Origin of the sequence: Mycolicibacter hiberniae, from assembly GCF_010729485.1 — a bacterium.
GTDB classification, from domain to species: domain Bacteria; phylum Actinomycetota; class Actinomycetes; order Mycobacteriales; family Mycobacteriaceae; genus Mycobacterium; species Mycobacterium hiberniae.
The window spans coordinates 2,036,425-2,050,774 of record NZ_AP022609.1; the positions used below are offsets into that span (position 1 = coordinate 2,036,425).

Sequence of the window (14,350 nt, forward strand, 5' to 3'; positions counted from 1 at the left end):
TACCAAAGCTGCTGGTAGCGCCCCCGAGAGCGTCCGCGCGACGCCTCAAATGTTCGGATTTGCCGCGGCTAGACGCCCAGGCTGCGACCGATGATCTCTTTCATGATCTCGGTGGTGCCGCCGTAAATGGTCTGAACGCGGGCATCCAGATAAGCCCGGGCGACCGGGTATTCGCGCATGTAGCCGTATCCGCCGTGCAGCTGCAGGCAGCGGTCGATCAGGTGTACCTGCTTCTCGGTGGAATACCACTTGGCCATGGCGGCCTGCTCGACGGTCAGCTTCTTGTCCAGGTGCAGCTTGACGAACTCGTCGACCATCATCCGTACCACGGTGGCCTCGGTGGCCAACTCGGCCAGCAGGAACCGGCTGTTCTGGAAACTGCCGATCGGCTTGCCGAACGCCTTGCGCTCCTTGGTGTATTGGATCGTCTGCTCCAGCACCGCCTGCATCGCCCCGGCGGCCATGATCGCGATCGAGATCCGCTCCTGCGGCAGGTTCTGCATCAGGTAGATGAAGCCCTTGCCCTCCTCGCCGAGCAGGTTCTCCACCGGAACGTGCACGTCGGTGAACGACAGCTCGGCGGTGTCCTGGGCGTCCAAACCGATCTTGTCCAGGTGCCGGCCCCGCTCGAAACCTTCCATCCCCCGCTCCACGACCAGCAGGGAGAAGCCCTGTGCGCCCTTGTCGGGGTCAGTCTGGGCCACGACGATCACCAGATCGGAGTGGATGCCGTTGGTGATGAACGTCTTGGAGCCGTTGAGCACGTAGTGGTCACCCTGGCGGACCGCACGGGCCTTGATCCCCTGCAGGTCACTGCCGGTGCCCGGTTCGGTCATCGCGATCGCGGTGATCAGCTCACCGGTGCAGAACTTGGGCAGCCAGCGCTGCTTCTGCTCCTCGTTGCACAGTTCCAGCAGGTACGGCGCGCAGACGTCGTTGTGCAGGCTGAAACCCAACCCGTTGTAGCGCCCGGCAGTGACTTCCTCGGTGACGATCGTGTTGTAACGGAAGTCCGGGTTGCCGCCGCCGCCGTACTCCTCGGGCACCGCCATGCCCAGAAAGCCCTGCTTGCCGGCCTCCAGCCACACCGCGCGGTCGACGATCTTGGCCTTTTCCCACTCTTCCTGGTAGGGCGCGACGTGGCGATCCAGGAAGGCCCGGAACGACTCCCGGAACAGCTCGTGCTCGGGCTCGAACAGGGTTCGCTGGTACTTGATTGCGGCACTCATTGCCTGACCTCCGGTCGACTGATCTTTCCGACGAGGATAGACCAACCGGATGGTTGGTCGCCCGTGGTGGTGGATGCGGGGAGCTGCTGCCTACCCGGCCTGGCGCCGGGGGCCGGTGCCGCCGCGCTGCCGGCGCCCGGAGTCGGCAGCAGGAGTCGGCTGCGGGGTGCCGCTACGGCGGCGCCGCGGGCGGCCCGAGCGGGCCGGCGCGGTCGCGACGCGGGCCGGCGCAGCGACCACCGGCGCGGGCGCGCGCAACGGCGCGACCTCCCCCACCAAGTCGAGCACCGAAACCGAATCGGCGGCCACCTGCTGCGGTGCGACGGTGATGCCGGCGCGGCGCAGCAGCACCTTGGTCTCACTGCGCTGCTCGGGCAGGACCAGGGTGACGACGTCGCCGGCGCTGCCCGCCCGGGCGGTGCGCCCGGAGCGATGCAGGTAAGCCTTGTGCTCGGCGGGCGGATCCACGTGCACCACCAGCTCGACTTCGTCGACGTGGACGCCGCGGGCGGCGATGTCGGTGGCCACCAGCACCCGGACCTCGCCGTCCGCGAACGCCGCGAGATTGCGCTGACGGGCCGGCTGGGACAGGTTGCCGTGCAGATCGACCGACGGAACACCGGACTCGGTCAGTTGCCGCGCCAGTTTCCTGGCCTGGTGCTTGGTCCGCAGGAACAGGATTCGCCGCCCGGTTCCCGACGCGAGCAGCTGCACCAGTTCCTTCTTGTCCTGCAGGCCGGACACATGGAACACATGGTGGGTCATCGCCAGAGGAGGCGCGTCGAGCTCATCGACGGAGTGCAACACCGGATTCCGCAGGAAGCGCCGAACCAGCTTGTCCACGCCGTTGTCCAGGGTCGCCGAAAACAGCAGTCGCTGACCGGTTTCGGCGGTGGCCGCCAGAATCCGGGTGACTCCCGGCAAGAAACCGAGATCGGCCATGTGATCTGCCTCGTCCAGCACGCTGATGCGTACCGCGTCCAGCGTGATCAGCCGCTGCTTCATCAGGTCTTCCAGGCGGCCGGGGCAGGCCACCACGATGTCGGCTCCGGCGTTGAGCGCAGCCACCTGACGGTTCTGCGACACCCCGCCGAAGACGGTGGTCACCTTCAGACCGCTGGCCCGGGCCAGCGGTTCCAGGGTTTCGGCGATCTGGGTGGCCAGCTCGCGCGTGGGCGCCAGCACCAGTCCAGTGGGCGCCGCGGGACGGCGCTTGTCCCCGGCCAGCCGAACCACCAGCGGCAGAGAGAAGGCCAGCGTCTTGCCGCTACCGGTCTTGCCGCGGCCCAGCACGTCGCGGCCGGCCAGGCTGTCCGGCAGTGTCGCCACCTGAATCGGGAACGGAGCAGCGATTTCGCGCTCGGCGAGCACGCGCACAAGTGTGGCGGGCACACCGAGTTCGGCGAATGAAGGGGTTGTCATGTCATGCCTTTCCGGCATCGGCTGCGCCGCAGCGGTCAACACGAAATGACCGATACATCTGCAACACAGGGTTGGCGAGATTGCCTGTTGGCAATAGCGATCGCCGCGAGAAGAGCTTCGGAACCGGCTGAATCACGGCCCGATGGCCGCAATGGCGGTGAGTAAGCGTTCCACGACGCGTGGTCGCAGCCTATCGTACGGTGCGCCGAATGCCTAAAGGGCGGCGAATTCCCGCAGACTGGCCGCCAGCGCCAAGGGGACCCGCGCACGGATCCGGGTGCCGCCCTCGCCGTGTTCGGCGTGCTGAACCCGGCCCTGTTCATGCACCCTGGCTACCAAATCACCACGGCCATAAGGGATCACGACATCTACAGCGGTGTCGACGGGCGCCACCAGCTGCCCCATTCGCTGCCGCAACGCGTCGATGCCGTCTCCGGTGTGTGCCGAAACGAACACCGCGTCGGGCAGGGCACGGCGCAGCTGGGCCAACGCCAAATCGCCCGCGGCGTCAATCTTGTTGACCACCAGCAGCTCCGGGGCGCGCTGGTCGCTGCGGCCCGAATGACGTTCGGCGATGACTTCGGAGATCACCTGGCGCACCGCGCTGATCTGCGCCAATGGGGCTGCATCCGATCCGTCGACCACGTGGACGAGCAGGTCGGCGTCGGCGACTTCCTCGAGCGTGGAGCGGAACGCCTCCACCAGCTGGGTGGGCAGGTGGCGCACAAAGCCGACTGTGTCGGTGAGCACAAAGGGGCGGTCATCGTCGAATTGGCCACGACGGCTGGTCGGTTCCAGTGTGGCGAACAACGCATCCTGAACCAGCACCCCGGCACCGGTCAATGCGTTGAGAAGGCTCGACTTACCGGCGTTGGTATAGCCGACGATCGCCACCGAGGGGACGTCACTGTGCCGGCGCCGGCTGCGCTGCGTGTCGCGTACCTGCTTCATGGCCCGGATCTCGCGGCGCAACTTCGACATCCGTTCCCGGATCCGCCGCCGGTCGGTCTCGATCTTGGTCTCACCGGGGCCACGCAGGCCCACTCCGCCGCCGCTGCCGCCGGCCCGTCCGCCGGCCTGCCGTGACATCGACTCGCCCCAGCCGCGCAGCCGCGGCAGCATGTATTGCATCTGCGCCAGCGCCACCTGCGCCTTGCCCTCGGCACTGGTGGCGTGCTGAGCGAAGATGTCGAGGATCAACGCGGTGCGGTCGATCACCTTGACCTTGACCGCTTTTTCCAGCGCGGTCAGTTGCGCCGGCGACAGTTCACCGTCGCAGATCACCGTGTCGGCCCCGGTGGCCAGCACCAGCTCCCGCAGTTCATGGGCCTTGCCCGAGCCGATGTAGGTGGCCGGATCAGGCCGTTCCCGGCGCTGGATCAGGCCCTCGAGCACCTCAGAACCGGCGGTCTCGGCCAGGGCGGCCAGTTCCACCATGCTGGCGTCGGCCTCGGCTGCGGTGCCCTCGGTCCACACTCCCACGAGCACCACCCGCTCCAGGCGCAGCTGGCGGTATTCGACCTCGGAGATGTCGGCGAGTTCGGTGGACAGCCCGGCGACCCGGCGCAATGCAGCGCGGTCGTCGAGGTTGAGCTCACCGGTGCTGGGCTGCGTCCTCGCGTCGGGATAGGTCACTGGGCCGCCCACCACCGGGGCGCGATCTCGCCCCGGGCCACCAGTTCCGACGGCCCACGCAGGTAGCTGCCGGCCTCGGTGACGGTGACGCTGACCCGCCCGCCCGGGATCTCAACGCACAGCGTGCCCGTCGACGAGCCGGTATAGGCCAGGGCCGCCACCGCGGCAGCCACCGTGCCGGTGCCGCACGAGCGGGTCTCACCGACGCCGCGCTCATGCACCCGCATCCGTACCGCTCCGTCGCGCGGCGCGGTCACGATCTCCACATTCACCCCGTTCGGGAACGCCGTGGTGTCGAACGACACCGGGGCTGCCACGTCGAGGGCAGCCAGCGTTGCCGCGGACAGCTCCGGATCCACGCAGGCCAGATGCGGGTTTCCCATATCGACGCCCAGGCCGGCGAACAGCTTGCCGCCGACCACCGCCTCGAATGCCGGGCCGGTGCTTCCGAGCAGGTTCGGCTTGCCCATGTCCACGGTGACGTCGGCGTGCACGTCGTCGGCGTGGTGGACGACCACCGGCCGCGGCCCCGCCAGGGAGGCGACCACGAACTCATCGCGGGTTTCCAGGCCGGCAGCCCGCAGATAGTGCGCGAAGACCCGGACTCCGTTGCCGCACATCTCGGCAACCGAACCGTCGGCGTTGCGGTAGTCCATGAACCAGTCCGCGGGCGCCACCGCTTCGGGAAGGCGGTCGAGCACACCTGCCTGCAGCGCTGCACCTGCGGTGGTGACCCGCAGCAGGCCGTCGGCCCCCAGGCCGCGACGGCGGTCGCACAGGGCGGCCACCGCGGCGGGGGTCAACTGCACCGCCGCCTCCAGGTCCGGCAGCAACACGAAGTCGTTCTGGGTGCCGTGCCCCTTGGCGAAAAGCATGTGCTCAGGATACGTGCCGCACCGCGCGCAACGCCGCGTCGAGCAGGCCGCCGGCGGCGGCGTCGAGCCACTGGATGCGGTGATCGCGCCGAAACCAGGATCGCTGCCGGCGCACATAGCGGCGGGTGCCGATGAACGTCGGTTCGGCGGCGCCGGTGCCGTCGCCGCCGGCCTGAAGGTCGGCGATCACCTGGGCGTATCCCAGGGCCCTGGCGGCTGTGACTCCCTCGCGCAGCCCCGCCTCCAGTAGGCCCTGGACTTCGGCCACCAGGCCGTGGGCGAACATCGAGTCGGTCCGGGTGGCCAACCGTTCATCGAGAACAGTTGTGTCGCAATCCAAGCCGAGTATCACGGCATTCCAGCGCGGAGTCCCGATGGCGGGCGCCGAAGCGGCGAAGGGCTGGCCGGTCAGCTCCACGACTTCCAGTGCCCGCACGATCCTCCTGCCGTCGGTCGCCAGGATCGATGCGGCGGCGACCGGATCGACGCCGGCCAGTTCGGCGTGCAGGGCGGCGACCCCGACTTCTGCCAACCGCGCCTCGTAGCGGGCACGTACCACCGGATCGGTGGCCGGGAAACACCAGTCGTCGAGCAGGGCCTGCAGATAGAGCATCGACCCACCGACGATGATCGGGACCGCGCCGCGGGCCATGATTGCCGCCACGTCGGCCGTGGCGGCCTGCTGGTAGCGGGCCACCGTCGCGGTCTGGGTGACGTCGAGCACGTCGAGTTGGTGGTGCGCGATGCCGCCGCGCTCGTGCGGCAACAGCTTGGCGGTGCCGATGTCCATGCCCCGGTAGAGCTGCATGGCGTCGGCGTTGACGATCTCACCGCCCAGCCGCGCCGCCAGCTCCAATGCCAGTTGTGATTTTCCGGTGCCGGTGGGTCCGACGATGACGATCGGCCTCACGGCTGCCAGACCCCCACGAAGTAGCCGACCCCGTACGGGGCGTCGCAGTAGAGCTGCTTGACAGCGCGCGGCGCCGCCCCGGCCAGCCCGGCCAGTGCGGCGAACCCCGCCCGGCCGACGATCTGCGCGGGAAGCCCGGCCAGTGCGGCGACGTCGCCGCCGATCAGCGCCTCTTCCAGAGCGCGCTGATCTTCCCGGTGTTCGGGGTGGTAGCCGCCGGGTGCGGCCGGCGTCAGCGTGGCGGCGCCGTCGGCGAGCACCAGCACGCCCGTCGGCTCGGCCAGCTGGTCCAGCTCGGCGCGCAGTCGCGCCCCGGCGGTCCACGCCGCACCGGGATCGGCGCTGGAATACACCACCACCTCCGCGTCCGGGCAGACCTGTCCGCGCACCCAGCCGGCCAGCAACGCGCACAACGGGAGATCGGCCGCCTGCCGGGCGTTCGGCGACAACCGGACCGTTACATCGGCGCCGAATCCCCCGAAACTGCCTGCGCTGTCTGGACCGAAGACCCCGTCCGGTCCGGCGCCCAGAGCAACCCAACGGTGCGGCAGCAGCGCCGCGGCGCCCAGCACCGCATTCCGCAACTCGGCGGCTTCGGCGGCGGCGCCGGCCAGTTCGGGCACCAGCACCGGCGCCGACGGCATGATCGCTATCGGTCCCAGCACGGCACCCAAGTTAGCTGTTCGACGGCGCGGCCATCGGCACGGCCAGGTCTGCTCCCGCGTCGGCGACGATGGTGGCCGCCTCACCGCGGGCCAGAGCCGCGGTGGCGACCACCACCAGGATCACGCCGATGACCACCGCGACGTCCTCTGCGCCACCGGCCTGGATGGTCTCGTTGAGCAGCAGCACGCCCAGGGCGGTGGCCACCAGCGGTTTGGCCACGATCATCGTCGGCATGGATGCCGTCAGCGCGCCGGCCCGAAACGCCGACTGCTGGAAGATCATCCCGGCCAGCGTCGCCGCGAACCAGGGCACCAGCGCCGGGGCGCGCAGCACCGCGGCGAAACCGTCGGCCTTGAGCACTTCCACCAGCACCTTGGTCAGCAGGGCGAACACCGCCAGCGACGTCCCGGCCACCACCGCAAGCAACACCGCGGCGGCGGGCCGGCCCCGGAACATCCGGGCGGCCAGCACGCAGCCGACCAACACCGTCGGCAGGACCACCGCCACGATGATCCAGGTGGCCGCCGGAGCGTGACGTTTGCCTTCGGTGGGATCGCCCACGATCACCACCACTGCCAGCGACGCGGCCAGCACAACGGCCCACATCCACTCGCGGTTGGTCACCCGACGGTGAGTGAGCCAGGCGTAGATCGGCAGCGCGAACAGCAGCGCTGTCACCTGCAGGCCGGTCACCAGCATCACCGAACCGACGGCCAATGCCACCGCTTGCAGTGCGTAGTTGGCCACCGCCGCGGCGCCCCCACCCCACCACCGCGGGTCACGCAGCGAGAGCCAGAACAGCTCCAGGTGGCCCACCTGCTGGTCGGTGACCTCCTGGGCGGAGCGCTGACGAATCACGTCGCCGATCGCGGACGCCATCGCAGCGCACAGCGCGATCAGCGCCGCTAGGACATTTCCTGTCGACATGGCCCCCTCCTCAAACGGGAAACGATACCCGCTGTCGGCGGTGCCGGCCCGGGAGCAAGGCCCGTGGCGGGCACCCCGCCCGCGCGCAATCCCCCGCTACGCGGCGACCGCCGGGGCCTCAGCAGTGGCCGCCTGATCCCGCGAAAGCGCCGCCACCGCGGCGACCAGGGTGCCCACCGCCAGCACCAGGACGAAGACGGCGTCACGGCCCGGATTGAGCACCTCGCCGAGCAGGACCACACCCAGCGTCGCGGCCACCAGGGGCTCGAGCACCGTGATCGTCGGCAGCGAGGCCGTCAGTGCCCCGGCACGAAACGCCGACTGCTGGTAAACCATGCCCACCAGGGCCAGTGCTGCCCAGGCATAGAGCTCCGGAGCGGTCAGCAGCGCGCGTGGACCATGGCCGATCAGATCGACCACCCCCTTGGTCAGCACCGCGAAAATTCCCCAGGCGATGGCTGACACCGCAGCCAGCAGCACAGCCGCCGCAGTCTGCCCGGCATAAATTCGCGCACCGATCACGCACAGCAGCATCGCCGGCGCCAGCACGCCGATCACCCACACCCAGCCGTCCAGCGAGGCCCGCGGCGCTCCGGCGGTGGGATTGCCGACGGTGATGACTACCGCCAAGGCCGCGACCAGCAGCCCCGCCCACAGCCAGACCGACGGGGCCAACCGCCGGCCGGCCTGGCGCGCCCCCAGCGGCAGCGCGAACAACAGGGACGTGACCAGCAGTGACTCCACCAGCAGCACCGATCCGAGGCCGAGCGCGACCGCCTGCAGAGCCAGCCCCACCAGCCCCGACACGCTGCCGACCCACCAGCGCCGGTCGGTCAGCAAGCGGGCGAACAGTGCGGCGGATCCCACAGCCTGGTCGCCGACACGACGGGCGCTGCGCTGCTGGATCACGTCGCTGATCGCGCCGAACAACGCCGCGCCGAGAGCGAAGAGCACGGCTACCGTTTCTTTCGCCATCGTCGCCTCCTACCGGTCCGCAGGGAATATCGGTGACGATCGGACAGGCTACAGCCCGGCCCACGCGGCGGCCCCAGCCTGACCTCTCCTGCGTCGAGCCTCGCTGAACCGCCGAGTTGTCGGCACAGTGTGGCGGGTAACTGCTTGAATACTCTTGAATACTTCCAGGCATATCGAAGGCGCCGCGGCGCGCGGCAGATGCGCGGGCTATCCCGCGAAGGGTTAGGTGACGACAGCGATGACCACTGACAGCGGTTCGCCCGCCCCCCGCCCGGGTCCGCGTCCGGGGCCGCGCCCCGGCCCGAAGCCGGGCGCCCGGCCGGCCCCGGCCGTCGTGGGGCCGCCTACCTGCGATCCACACCGATTCGGCCGGGTCGATGACGACGGCACGGTATGGCTGATCACGGCGGCCGGCGAGCGCCAGATCGGCTCATGGCAGGCCGGTGACCGCGAGGCGGCCTTCGCCCATTTCGGCCGCCGCTACGACGATCTGAGCACCGAGGTGACCCTGCTCGAGGAGCGGTTGTCCTCCGGCAGTGGCGACGCCCGCAAGATCAAGGCGTCCGCGGCAGCGTTGGCCGAGCAGTTGCCCACCGCCAGCATCCTCGGCGACGTGGAGGCCCTGGAGAAGCGGATCGCGGTGGTGCGCGAGCACGCCGACTCCCACGCCGCCGCAGCCCGTGCGCAGCGCGACGAGCAGCGCGCAGCGGCAACGGCACGCAAAGAAGCCCTGGCCGTCGAGGCCGAGGAGCTGGCGGCGACGTCGACACAGTGGAAGGCGGCCGGCGACCGGATGCGCGCCATTCTCGACGAATGGCGCACCATCACCGGATTGGACCGCAAGGTCGACGACGCGCTGTGGAAGCGCTACGCCGCCGCACGCGACAGCTTCAACCGGCGGCGCGGGTCGCATTTCGCCGAGCTGGACCGCGGCCGGGTCGGCGCTCGGGAGGAGAAGGAACAGCTGTGTAAGCGGGCCGAGGAACTGGCCGCTTCCACCGACTGGGCGGCCACCAGCGCCACCTTCCGCCAGCTGCTGGCCACCTGGAAATCAGCGGGGCGGGCGTCGAAGGACGTCGATGAGGCGCTGTGGCAGCGCTTCAAGGCCGCCCAGGACACCTTCTTCGCCGCCCGCAACGCCGCGAACGCCGAACGTGATGCCGAGCTGGAGGCGAATGCCGCGGCGAAAGAGGCCCTGCTGGCCGAGGCGGAGCGCATCGACCCGGCCAACCAGAACGCCGCGCGCGCCGCGCTGCGCTCGATCGTCAACAAGTGGGATGCCCTCGGCAAGGTGCCCCGGGAGCGCTCCGCGGAGCTCGAGCGACGGCTGCGAGCGGTGGAGAAGAAGGTGCGGGATGCCGGCGCGGCCGCCGAGGCCGCCGTGGTGGACCCCGAGGCCGAAGCCCGGGCGGCTCAATTCCGCACCCGCGCCGAACAGTTCGAGCGGCAAGCACTCAAGGCCCAGGCCGCGGGCCGGGTCAAGGAGGCCGCCGAGGCCAGCGCCAACGCCGAGCAGTGGCGGCAATGGGCCCAGGCCGCCGAGCAGGCGCTCAACCGGCGCTGATCTACCAGCCGATGTTTGAGCATCGGCGAGCATGGGCTACCTCCAGACGAGACGGCAACAACCACTCACTGGAGGTGAGCATGGCCAGCAACATCATCGCGGCCCTGGACGTCAAGCGGCCGATTCAGACGGTGTACAACCAATGGACCCAGTTCGAGTCGTTCCCGCAGTTCATGGAGGGCGTCGAGCAGGTGCAACAACGCGACCCCACGCACCTGCACTGGAAGATCAAGGTGGGCCCAGTCTCGCGTGAGTTCGACGCGACCATCACCGAGCAACACCCCGAAGAGCGCATCGCCTGGCGATCCGACTCCGGCCCGGCCCACGGCGGTGTGGTCACCTTCCACAAGATCGATGACAACACCACGCGGGTGACCACCCAGATGGACATCGACCCCGACGGTGTCCTGGAGAACGTCGCCGACAAGCTGCACATCCTGGACCATCGGGTGCACGGCGATCTCAAGCGCTTCAAGGAATTCATCGAAAGCCAGGGCAGCGAGACCGGCGCGTGGCGCGGAGACGTACCGCGGCGATGATCGCCGGGGAGCTGTTTCGCCGGGGGGCAGCGCTGCGGCAAAGGCGGTTTTTTCACCCCGACGGTGTGCTGGCGACCGGCGTTCTCGAACGGCATGCACCCACCGGTGTGGGCCTGCCGGTGCCATCGGCCACGGTGGTGGCACGCATCTCCAAGGCCGCCGGCACACCGGGCGCGCTACCCGACGCCGTCGGACTGGCCCTGCGGATTCCCGCCTCAGCGCCCGACCACCGCTGCTGGGACATCCTGCTGGCCTCGGCGAGTTCGGGGATCGTGGGCCGCGCGCTGGGGATACGGCCCGCACTGCGGTGGTCGGGTCTGACGATGACCTCGCTGCAGCCGCTGAGCTACCGCGAGCAGACGTGGTGGTTGCGGGCTCGGCTGAACACACCGATCGACGGCCGGGGATTGTCGCTTCGCAATGTCCGCCAGCAACTCGACGGCGGCCAGATCCGCTTCGAACTCGAGCAGGCCCGCGGGACGGCCGGATTCCATCCACTCGCCCACCTGGTGCTCACCGGCCTCGAGGGGACCGGCGATGCGGGGCATGACGTGTCGTTCGACCCGACCGTCAACACTGCTCCGGGGGTGGAACTGCGTCCCCGCTGGCTCACCCGGTTGCGCGCCGACGCCTATCGCGCCAGCCGGGAAGGCCGGGCCGCAACGTCCCCTACTCCCCCGCCGCCGGCGGTGGCTGGTCCTCGGGACCGTTGAGGCCGTCCAGCAGGTTCTTGGAGTGCAGTTCGGCGGTGCTGCGCCGGCGCTCGGCCTCTGCGGCGAGCTGCAGCGCGGTGCGGGTCCACACCACGCGCGCCCAGTGAAACGTCAGCACGAACAGCGTGATCCAGGCCAGGATCAGCCCGACGCCCGGCCCGGGGTCGCCCGGCACCGCGGTCTGGCGGGACCACACGGCCAGCAGTCCCGCCACGCTGGCCACCGCCGACCCGGACAGGGCCACCCAGGCCACCGTCCAGCGCCGCGTCAGCAAAGCCAGCAGGGAGAATCCCACGCCGAACACCAGGGCCAGCCACATGAACAACTTCGACGGCAGCGTCACGAAGGCTTCGTCGGTGCCGTTGCCGGGGAACAGCACGTCCCAGCCGCGCACCGAACCGGTGTGCGGCAACAGGAAGGACCCCAGCAGCACGAAGACGCAGATCGCGACGACCAGGCCTCTGCCGCCGGGATCGATCTCACCGGCCACGCGGCGCTCGGCGGCCTCGATGTCGGCGCGGTAGGCCTCGAAGTCTCGGTGGTTGTCGCCGCTGCCGCTCATCGCGCCGCCCCCGGCATCGTGGGCATACCGAGTCCGACACCGGGTGCCGGTTCGGCGTGCAGGTCTCCAGCCCGGGTACGCCGATGACTCAGCAGAGCGCCGTCGGCCAGCAGGTGGTGCGGCGCCGCGCCGGTCACGGTCGTGGTCACCACGTCACCGGGGCGCACCTGGGCGTTCCCAGGCGCGAAGTGCACCAGCCGGCCGTCGCGGGCCCGGCCGCTCATGCGTGCGGTAGCGGCATCCTTGCGTCCCTCACCGGCCGCCACCAGCAATTCGACGGTGCGACCGATCTGGGCCTGGTTCTCTTCCAACGAGATCTGCTCCTGTAGTTCGATCAGCCGGTCATAGCGCTGCTGGACCACCTCTTTGGGCAACTGATCGGGAAGTTCGGCAGCAGGTGTCCCGGGGCGCTTGGAGTACTGGAAGGTGAATGCGGCCGAGAATCGGGCCGCCGCCACCACCTCAAGCGTCTCGGCGAAATCCTGCTCCGTCTCACCGGGGAATCCGACGATCAGGTCCGTGGTGATGGCTGCATCGGGAATGGCGGCCCGGACCCGCTCCAGGATGCCCAGGTAGCGCTCGGCCCGGTAGGAGCGGCGCATGGCCCGCAGCACGCGGTCGGAACCGGACTGCAGCGGCATGTGCAGCGTGGGACAGACGTTCGGGGTCTGCGCCATCGCTTCGATGACATCGTCGGTGAACTCGGCCGGATGAGGTGAGGTGAAGCGGACCCGTTCCAGCCCGTCGACGTCCCCGCAGGACCGCAGCAACGATGCGAATGCGCCGCGGTCGCGCGGCAGATCGGGGTCGGCGAACGAGACACCGTAGGCGTTGACGTTCTGGCCCAGCAAGGTCACTTCGAGGACGCCCTCGGCGGCCAGCGCCCGCACTTCGGCAAGGATGTCGTCCGGGCTGCGGTCCACTTCGCGGCCACGCAACGAGGGAACGATGCAGAAGGTGCAGCTGTTGTTACAGCCGACGGAGATCGACACCCAGGCCGAGTAGGCCGAGTCCCGCGCGGTGGGCAGCGACGACGGGAACTCGCGGAGCGATTCCACGATTTCGACCTGGGCGCTGCGGTTGTGCCGGGCGCGTTCCAGCAGCGCCGGTAGCGACCCCAGATTGTGGGTGCCGAAGACGACGTCCACCCACGGCGCGCGGTTGAGCACGCTGTCCTTGTCTTTCTGGGCCAGGCAGCCACCCACTGCGATCTGCATGTCGGGGTTGCCGCGCTTGTTGGGCGCCAGGTGACTCAGGTTTCCGTAGAGCTTGTTGTCGGCGTTCTCCCGCACCGCGCAGGTGTTGAACACCACAAGGTCGGCGTCCGCGCCGTCGGAGGCGCGGCGATATCCGGCCTGCTCCAGCATTCCGGCGATCCGTTCGGAGTCGTGAACGTTCATCTGACAGCCGTAGGTGCGCACCTCGTAGGTGCGCATCTGTTCGGAAATCACCGGCGAACTCACCCGGTCTATGGTACGGCGGGGCGCGGCACCCGAGTCGGTGGGAGTGACCCGACCGATAGCGGCGTCCCGGCCGGGACTTCCTGGGTAGGGTCAGATGCGATGATCAGCAGCGGAGGGGATCCGGTGCCGATGATCGCCATCCGCGAGGTCAACAAGTACTTCGGCGATCTGCATGTGCTCAAAGACATCAGTCTCGAGGTCGCCCGGGGCGAGGTGGTGGCGATCCTCGGTCCCTCAGGCTCGGGCAAGTCCACGCTGTGCCGCACCATCAACCGGCTCGAAGTCGTCGACTCCGGCACCATAGCTCTCGACGGCGAGCCGCTGCCGACCGAAGGCGCGGCCCTGGCCCGGTTGCGGGCGCAGGTCGGCATGGTGTTCCAGTCGTTCAACCTGTTTCCACACAAGACGATTCTCGCCAACGTCACACTGGCTCCGATGAAGGTGCACAAGCTCCCCCGGGCGCAGGCGCACAGCCAGGCCATGGCACTGCTGGAGCGGGTCGGGGTGGCCGATCAGGCCGACAAGCACCCCGCCCAGCTGTCCGGCGGGCAGCAGCAGCGGGTGGCGATCGCGCGCGCCCTGGCGATGAATCCGAAGGTGATGCTGTTCGATGAGCCGACCAGCGCCCTGGACCCGGAGATGATCAGCGAAGTGCTCGACGTGATGACCAGCCTGGCCGACGACGGGATGACCATGGTGGTGGTCACCCACGAGATGGGTTTCGCTCGCCGTGCCGCGGACCGGGTGGTGTTCATGGCCGACGGCGCCATCGTCGAGGTCGCCGCTCCCGCAGAGTTCTTCGGCTCGCCGCAGACCGACCGGGCCCGGGACTTTCTGGCCAAGGTCCTCGAACATTGATTCTCACCGGGC

The 14,350-nt window shown here is 69.3% G+C and carries 14 protein-coding genes; 4 read left to right on the forward strand and 10 right to left on the reverse strand.

The window, feature by feature from the left end:
• Nucleotides 1-68: 68 nt before the first annotated feature.
• From G6N14_RS09530 to G6N14_RS09565, 8 genes are all read right to left on the reverse strand, one after another.
• Nucleotides 69-1,229, reverse strand: coding sequence for an acyl-CoA dehydrogenase family protein (locus tag G6N14_RS09530; RefSeq protein WP_085134455.1), 1,161 nt, complete (start codon nt 1,227-1,229; stop codon nt 69-71).
• 90 nt (nt 1,230-1,319) lie between these two features.
• Nucleotides 1,320-2,651: a DEAD/DEAH box helicase gene (locus G6N14_RS09535; RefSeq protein WP_085134456.1), complete on the reverse strand. Its 1,332-nt coding sequence runs from the start codon at nt 2,649-2,651 to the stop codon at nt 1,320-1,322.
• A gap of 213 nt (nt 2,652-2,864) precedes the next feature.
• A complete protein-coding gene (gene hflX, locus G6N14_RS09540; RefSeq protein WP_085134519.1) occupies nt 2,865-4,286 on the reverse strand; it encodes a GTPase HflX in 1,422 nt (473 codons plus the stop codon).
• Nucleotides 4,283-5,161: a diaminopimelate epimerase gene (dapF, locus tag G6N14_RS09545; protein WP_085134457.1), complete on the reverse strand. Its 879-nt coding sequence runs from the start codon at nt 5,159-5,161 to the stop codon at nt 4,283-4,285. Before dapF ends, hflX begins: the two co-directional genes overlap by 4 nt.
• A gap of 4 nt (nt 5,162-5,165) precedes the next feature.
• Entirely contained in the window at nt 5,166-6,071 is a 906-nt protein-coding gene (gene miaA / locus G6N14_RS09550; protein ID WP_085134458.1) for a tRNA (adenosine(37)-N6)-dimethylallyltransferase MiaA, read from the reverse strand.
• Nucleotides 6,068-6,736 carry a class III extradiol ring-cleavage dioxygenase family protein gene (locus G6N14_RS09555; RefSeq protein WP_085134518.1) on the reverse strand — a complete coding sequence of 223 codons (669 nt, stop codon included), beginning with the start codon at nt 6,734-6,736 and terminating at the stop codon, nt 6,068-6,070. Before G6N14_RS09555 ends, miaA begins: the two co-directional genes overlap by 4 nt.
• 10 nt (nt 6,737-6,746) lie before the next feature.
• Nucleotides 6,747-7,664 carry a DMT family transporter gene (locus tag G6N14_RS09560; RefSeq protein ID WP_085134459.1) on the reverse strand — a complete coding sequence of 306 codons (918 nt, stop codon included), beginning with the start codon at nt 7,662-7,664 and terminating at the stop codon, nt 6,747-6,749.
• Nucleotides 7,665-7,760: 96 nt separating this feature from the next.
• A complete protein-coding gene (locus tag G6N14_RS09565) occupies nt 7,761-8,639 on the reverse strand; it encodes a DMT family transporter (RefSeq protein WP_085134460.1) in 879 nt (292 codons plus the stop codon).
• Nucleotides 8,640-8,877: 238 nt separating this feature from the next.
• On the opposite strand from G6N14_RS09565, the gene G6N14_RS09570 reads away from it, so the two are divergent.
• The 3 genes from G6N14_RS09570 (at nt 8,878) to G6N14_RS09580 (ending at nt 11,455) form a co-directional block, all read left to right on the forward strand.
• Nucleotides 8,878-10,203 carry a DUF349 domain-containing protein gene (locus G6N14_RS09570; RefSeq protein ID WP_085134461.1) on the forward strand — a complete coding sequence of 442 codons (1,326 nt, stop codon included), beginning with the start codon at nt 8,878-8,880 and terminating at the stop codon, nt 10,201-10,203.
• An 80-nt stretch (nt 10,204-10,283) separates the two neighbouring features.
• Nucleotides 10,284-10,742, forward strand: a complete 459-nt coding sequence (locus G6N14_RS09575; RefSeq protein WP_085134462.1) for an SRPBCC family protein — start codon at nt 10,284-10,286, stop codon at nt 10,740-10,742.
• On the forward strand, nt 10,739-11,455 hold the full coding sequence (locus tag G6N14_RS09580; RefSeq protein WP_085134463.1) for a phosphodiesterase: 717 nt from the start codon (nt 10,739-10,741) through the stop codon (nt 11,453-11,455). The genes G6N14_RS09575 and G6N14_RS09580 overlap by 4 nt, the downstream gene beginning before the upstream one ends.
• Here G6N14_RS09580 and G6N14_RS09585 read toward each other — a convergent pair.
• Entirely contained in the window at nt 11,412-12,017 is a 606-nt protein-coding gene (locus tag G6N14_RS09585; protein WP_085134464.1) for an Rv2732c family membrane protein, read from the reverse strand. The genes G6N14_RS09580 and G6N14_RS09585 overlap by 44 nt on opposite strands.
• Nucleotides 12,014-13,453, reverse strand: coding sequence for a tRNA (N6-isopentenyl adenosine(37)-C2)-methylthiotransferase MiaB (miaB, locus tag G6N14_RS09590; RefSeq protein WP_109559711.1), 1,440 nt, complete (start codon nt 13,451-13,453; stop codon nt 12,014-12,016). Before miaB ends, G6N14_RS09585 begins: the two co-directional genes overlap by 4 nt.
• A 156-nt stretch (nt 13,454-13,609) precedes the next feature.
• On the opposite strand from miaB, the gene G6N14_RS09595 reads away from it, so the two are divergent.
• Nucleotides 13,610-14,338 (forward strand): amino acid ABC transporter ATP-binding protein, encoded by a 729-nt coding sequence (locus tag G6N14_RS09595; protein ID WP_085134520.1) that lies wholly within the window; start codon nt 13,610-13,612, stop codon nt 14,336-14,338.
• Nucleotides 14,339-14,350: the final 12 nt, after the last annotated feature.

Coding starts and splice junctions, on each gene's coding strand:
- G6N14_RS09530 (WP_085134455.1), bottom strand. CDS start 1,229: ATGAGTGCCGCAATCAAGTACCAGCGAACCCTGTTCGAGCCCGAGCAC.
- G6N14_RS09535 (WP_085134456.1), bottom strand. CDS start 2,651: ATGACAACCCCTTCATTCGCCGAACTCGGTGTGCCCGCCACACTTGTG.
- dapF (WP_085134457.1), bottom strand. CDS start 5,161: ATGCTTTTCGCCAAGGGGCACGGCACCCAGAACGACTTCGTGTTGCTG.
- G6N14_RS09560 (WP_085134459.1), bottom strand. CDS start 7,664: ATGTCGACAGGAAATGTCCTAGCGGCGCTGATCGCGCTGTGCGCTGCG.
- G6N14_RS09565 (WP_085134460.1), bottom strand. CDS start 8,639: ATGGCGAAAGAAACGGTAGCCGTGCTCTTCGCTCTCGGCGCGGCGTTG.
- G6N14_RS09570 (WP_085134461.1), top strand. CDS start 8,878: ATGACCACTGACAGCGGTTCGCCCGCCCCCCGCCCGGGTCCGCGTCCG.
- G6N14_RS09575 (WP_085134462.1), top strand. CDS start 10,284: ATGGCCAGCAACATCATCGCGGCCCTGGACGTCAAGCGGCCGATTCAG.
- G6N14_RS09580 (WP_085134463.1), top strand. CDS start 10,739: ATGATCGCCGGGGAGCTGTTTCGCCGGGGGGCAGCGCTGCGGCAAAGG.
- G6N14_RS09585 (WP_085134464.1), bottom strand. CDS start 12,017: ATGAGCGGCAGCGGCGACAACCACCGAGACTTCGAGGCCTACCGCGCC.
- miaB (WP_109559711.1), bottom strand. CDS start 13,453: ATGCGCACCTACGAGGTGCGCACCTACGGCTGTCAGATGAACGTTCAC.
- G6N14_RS09595 (WP_085134520.1), top strand. CDS start 13,610: ATGATCGCCATCCGCGAGGTCAACAAGTACTTCGGCGATCTGCATGTG.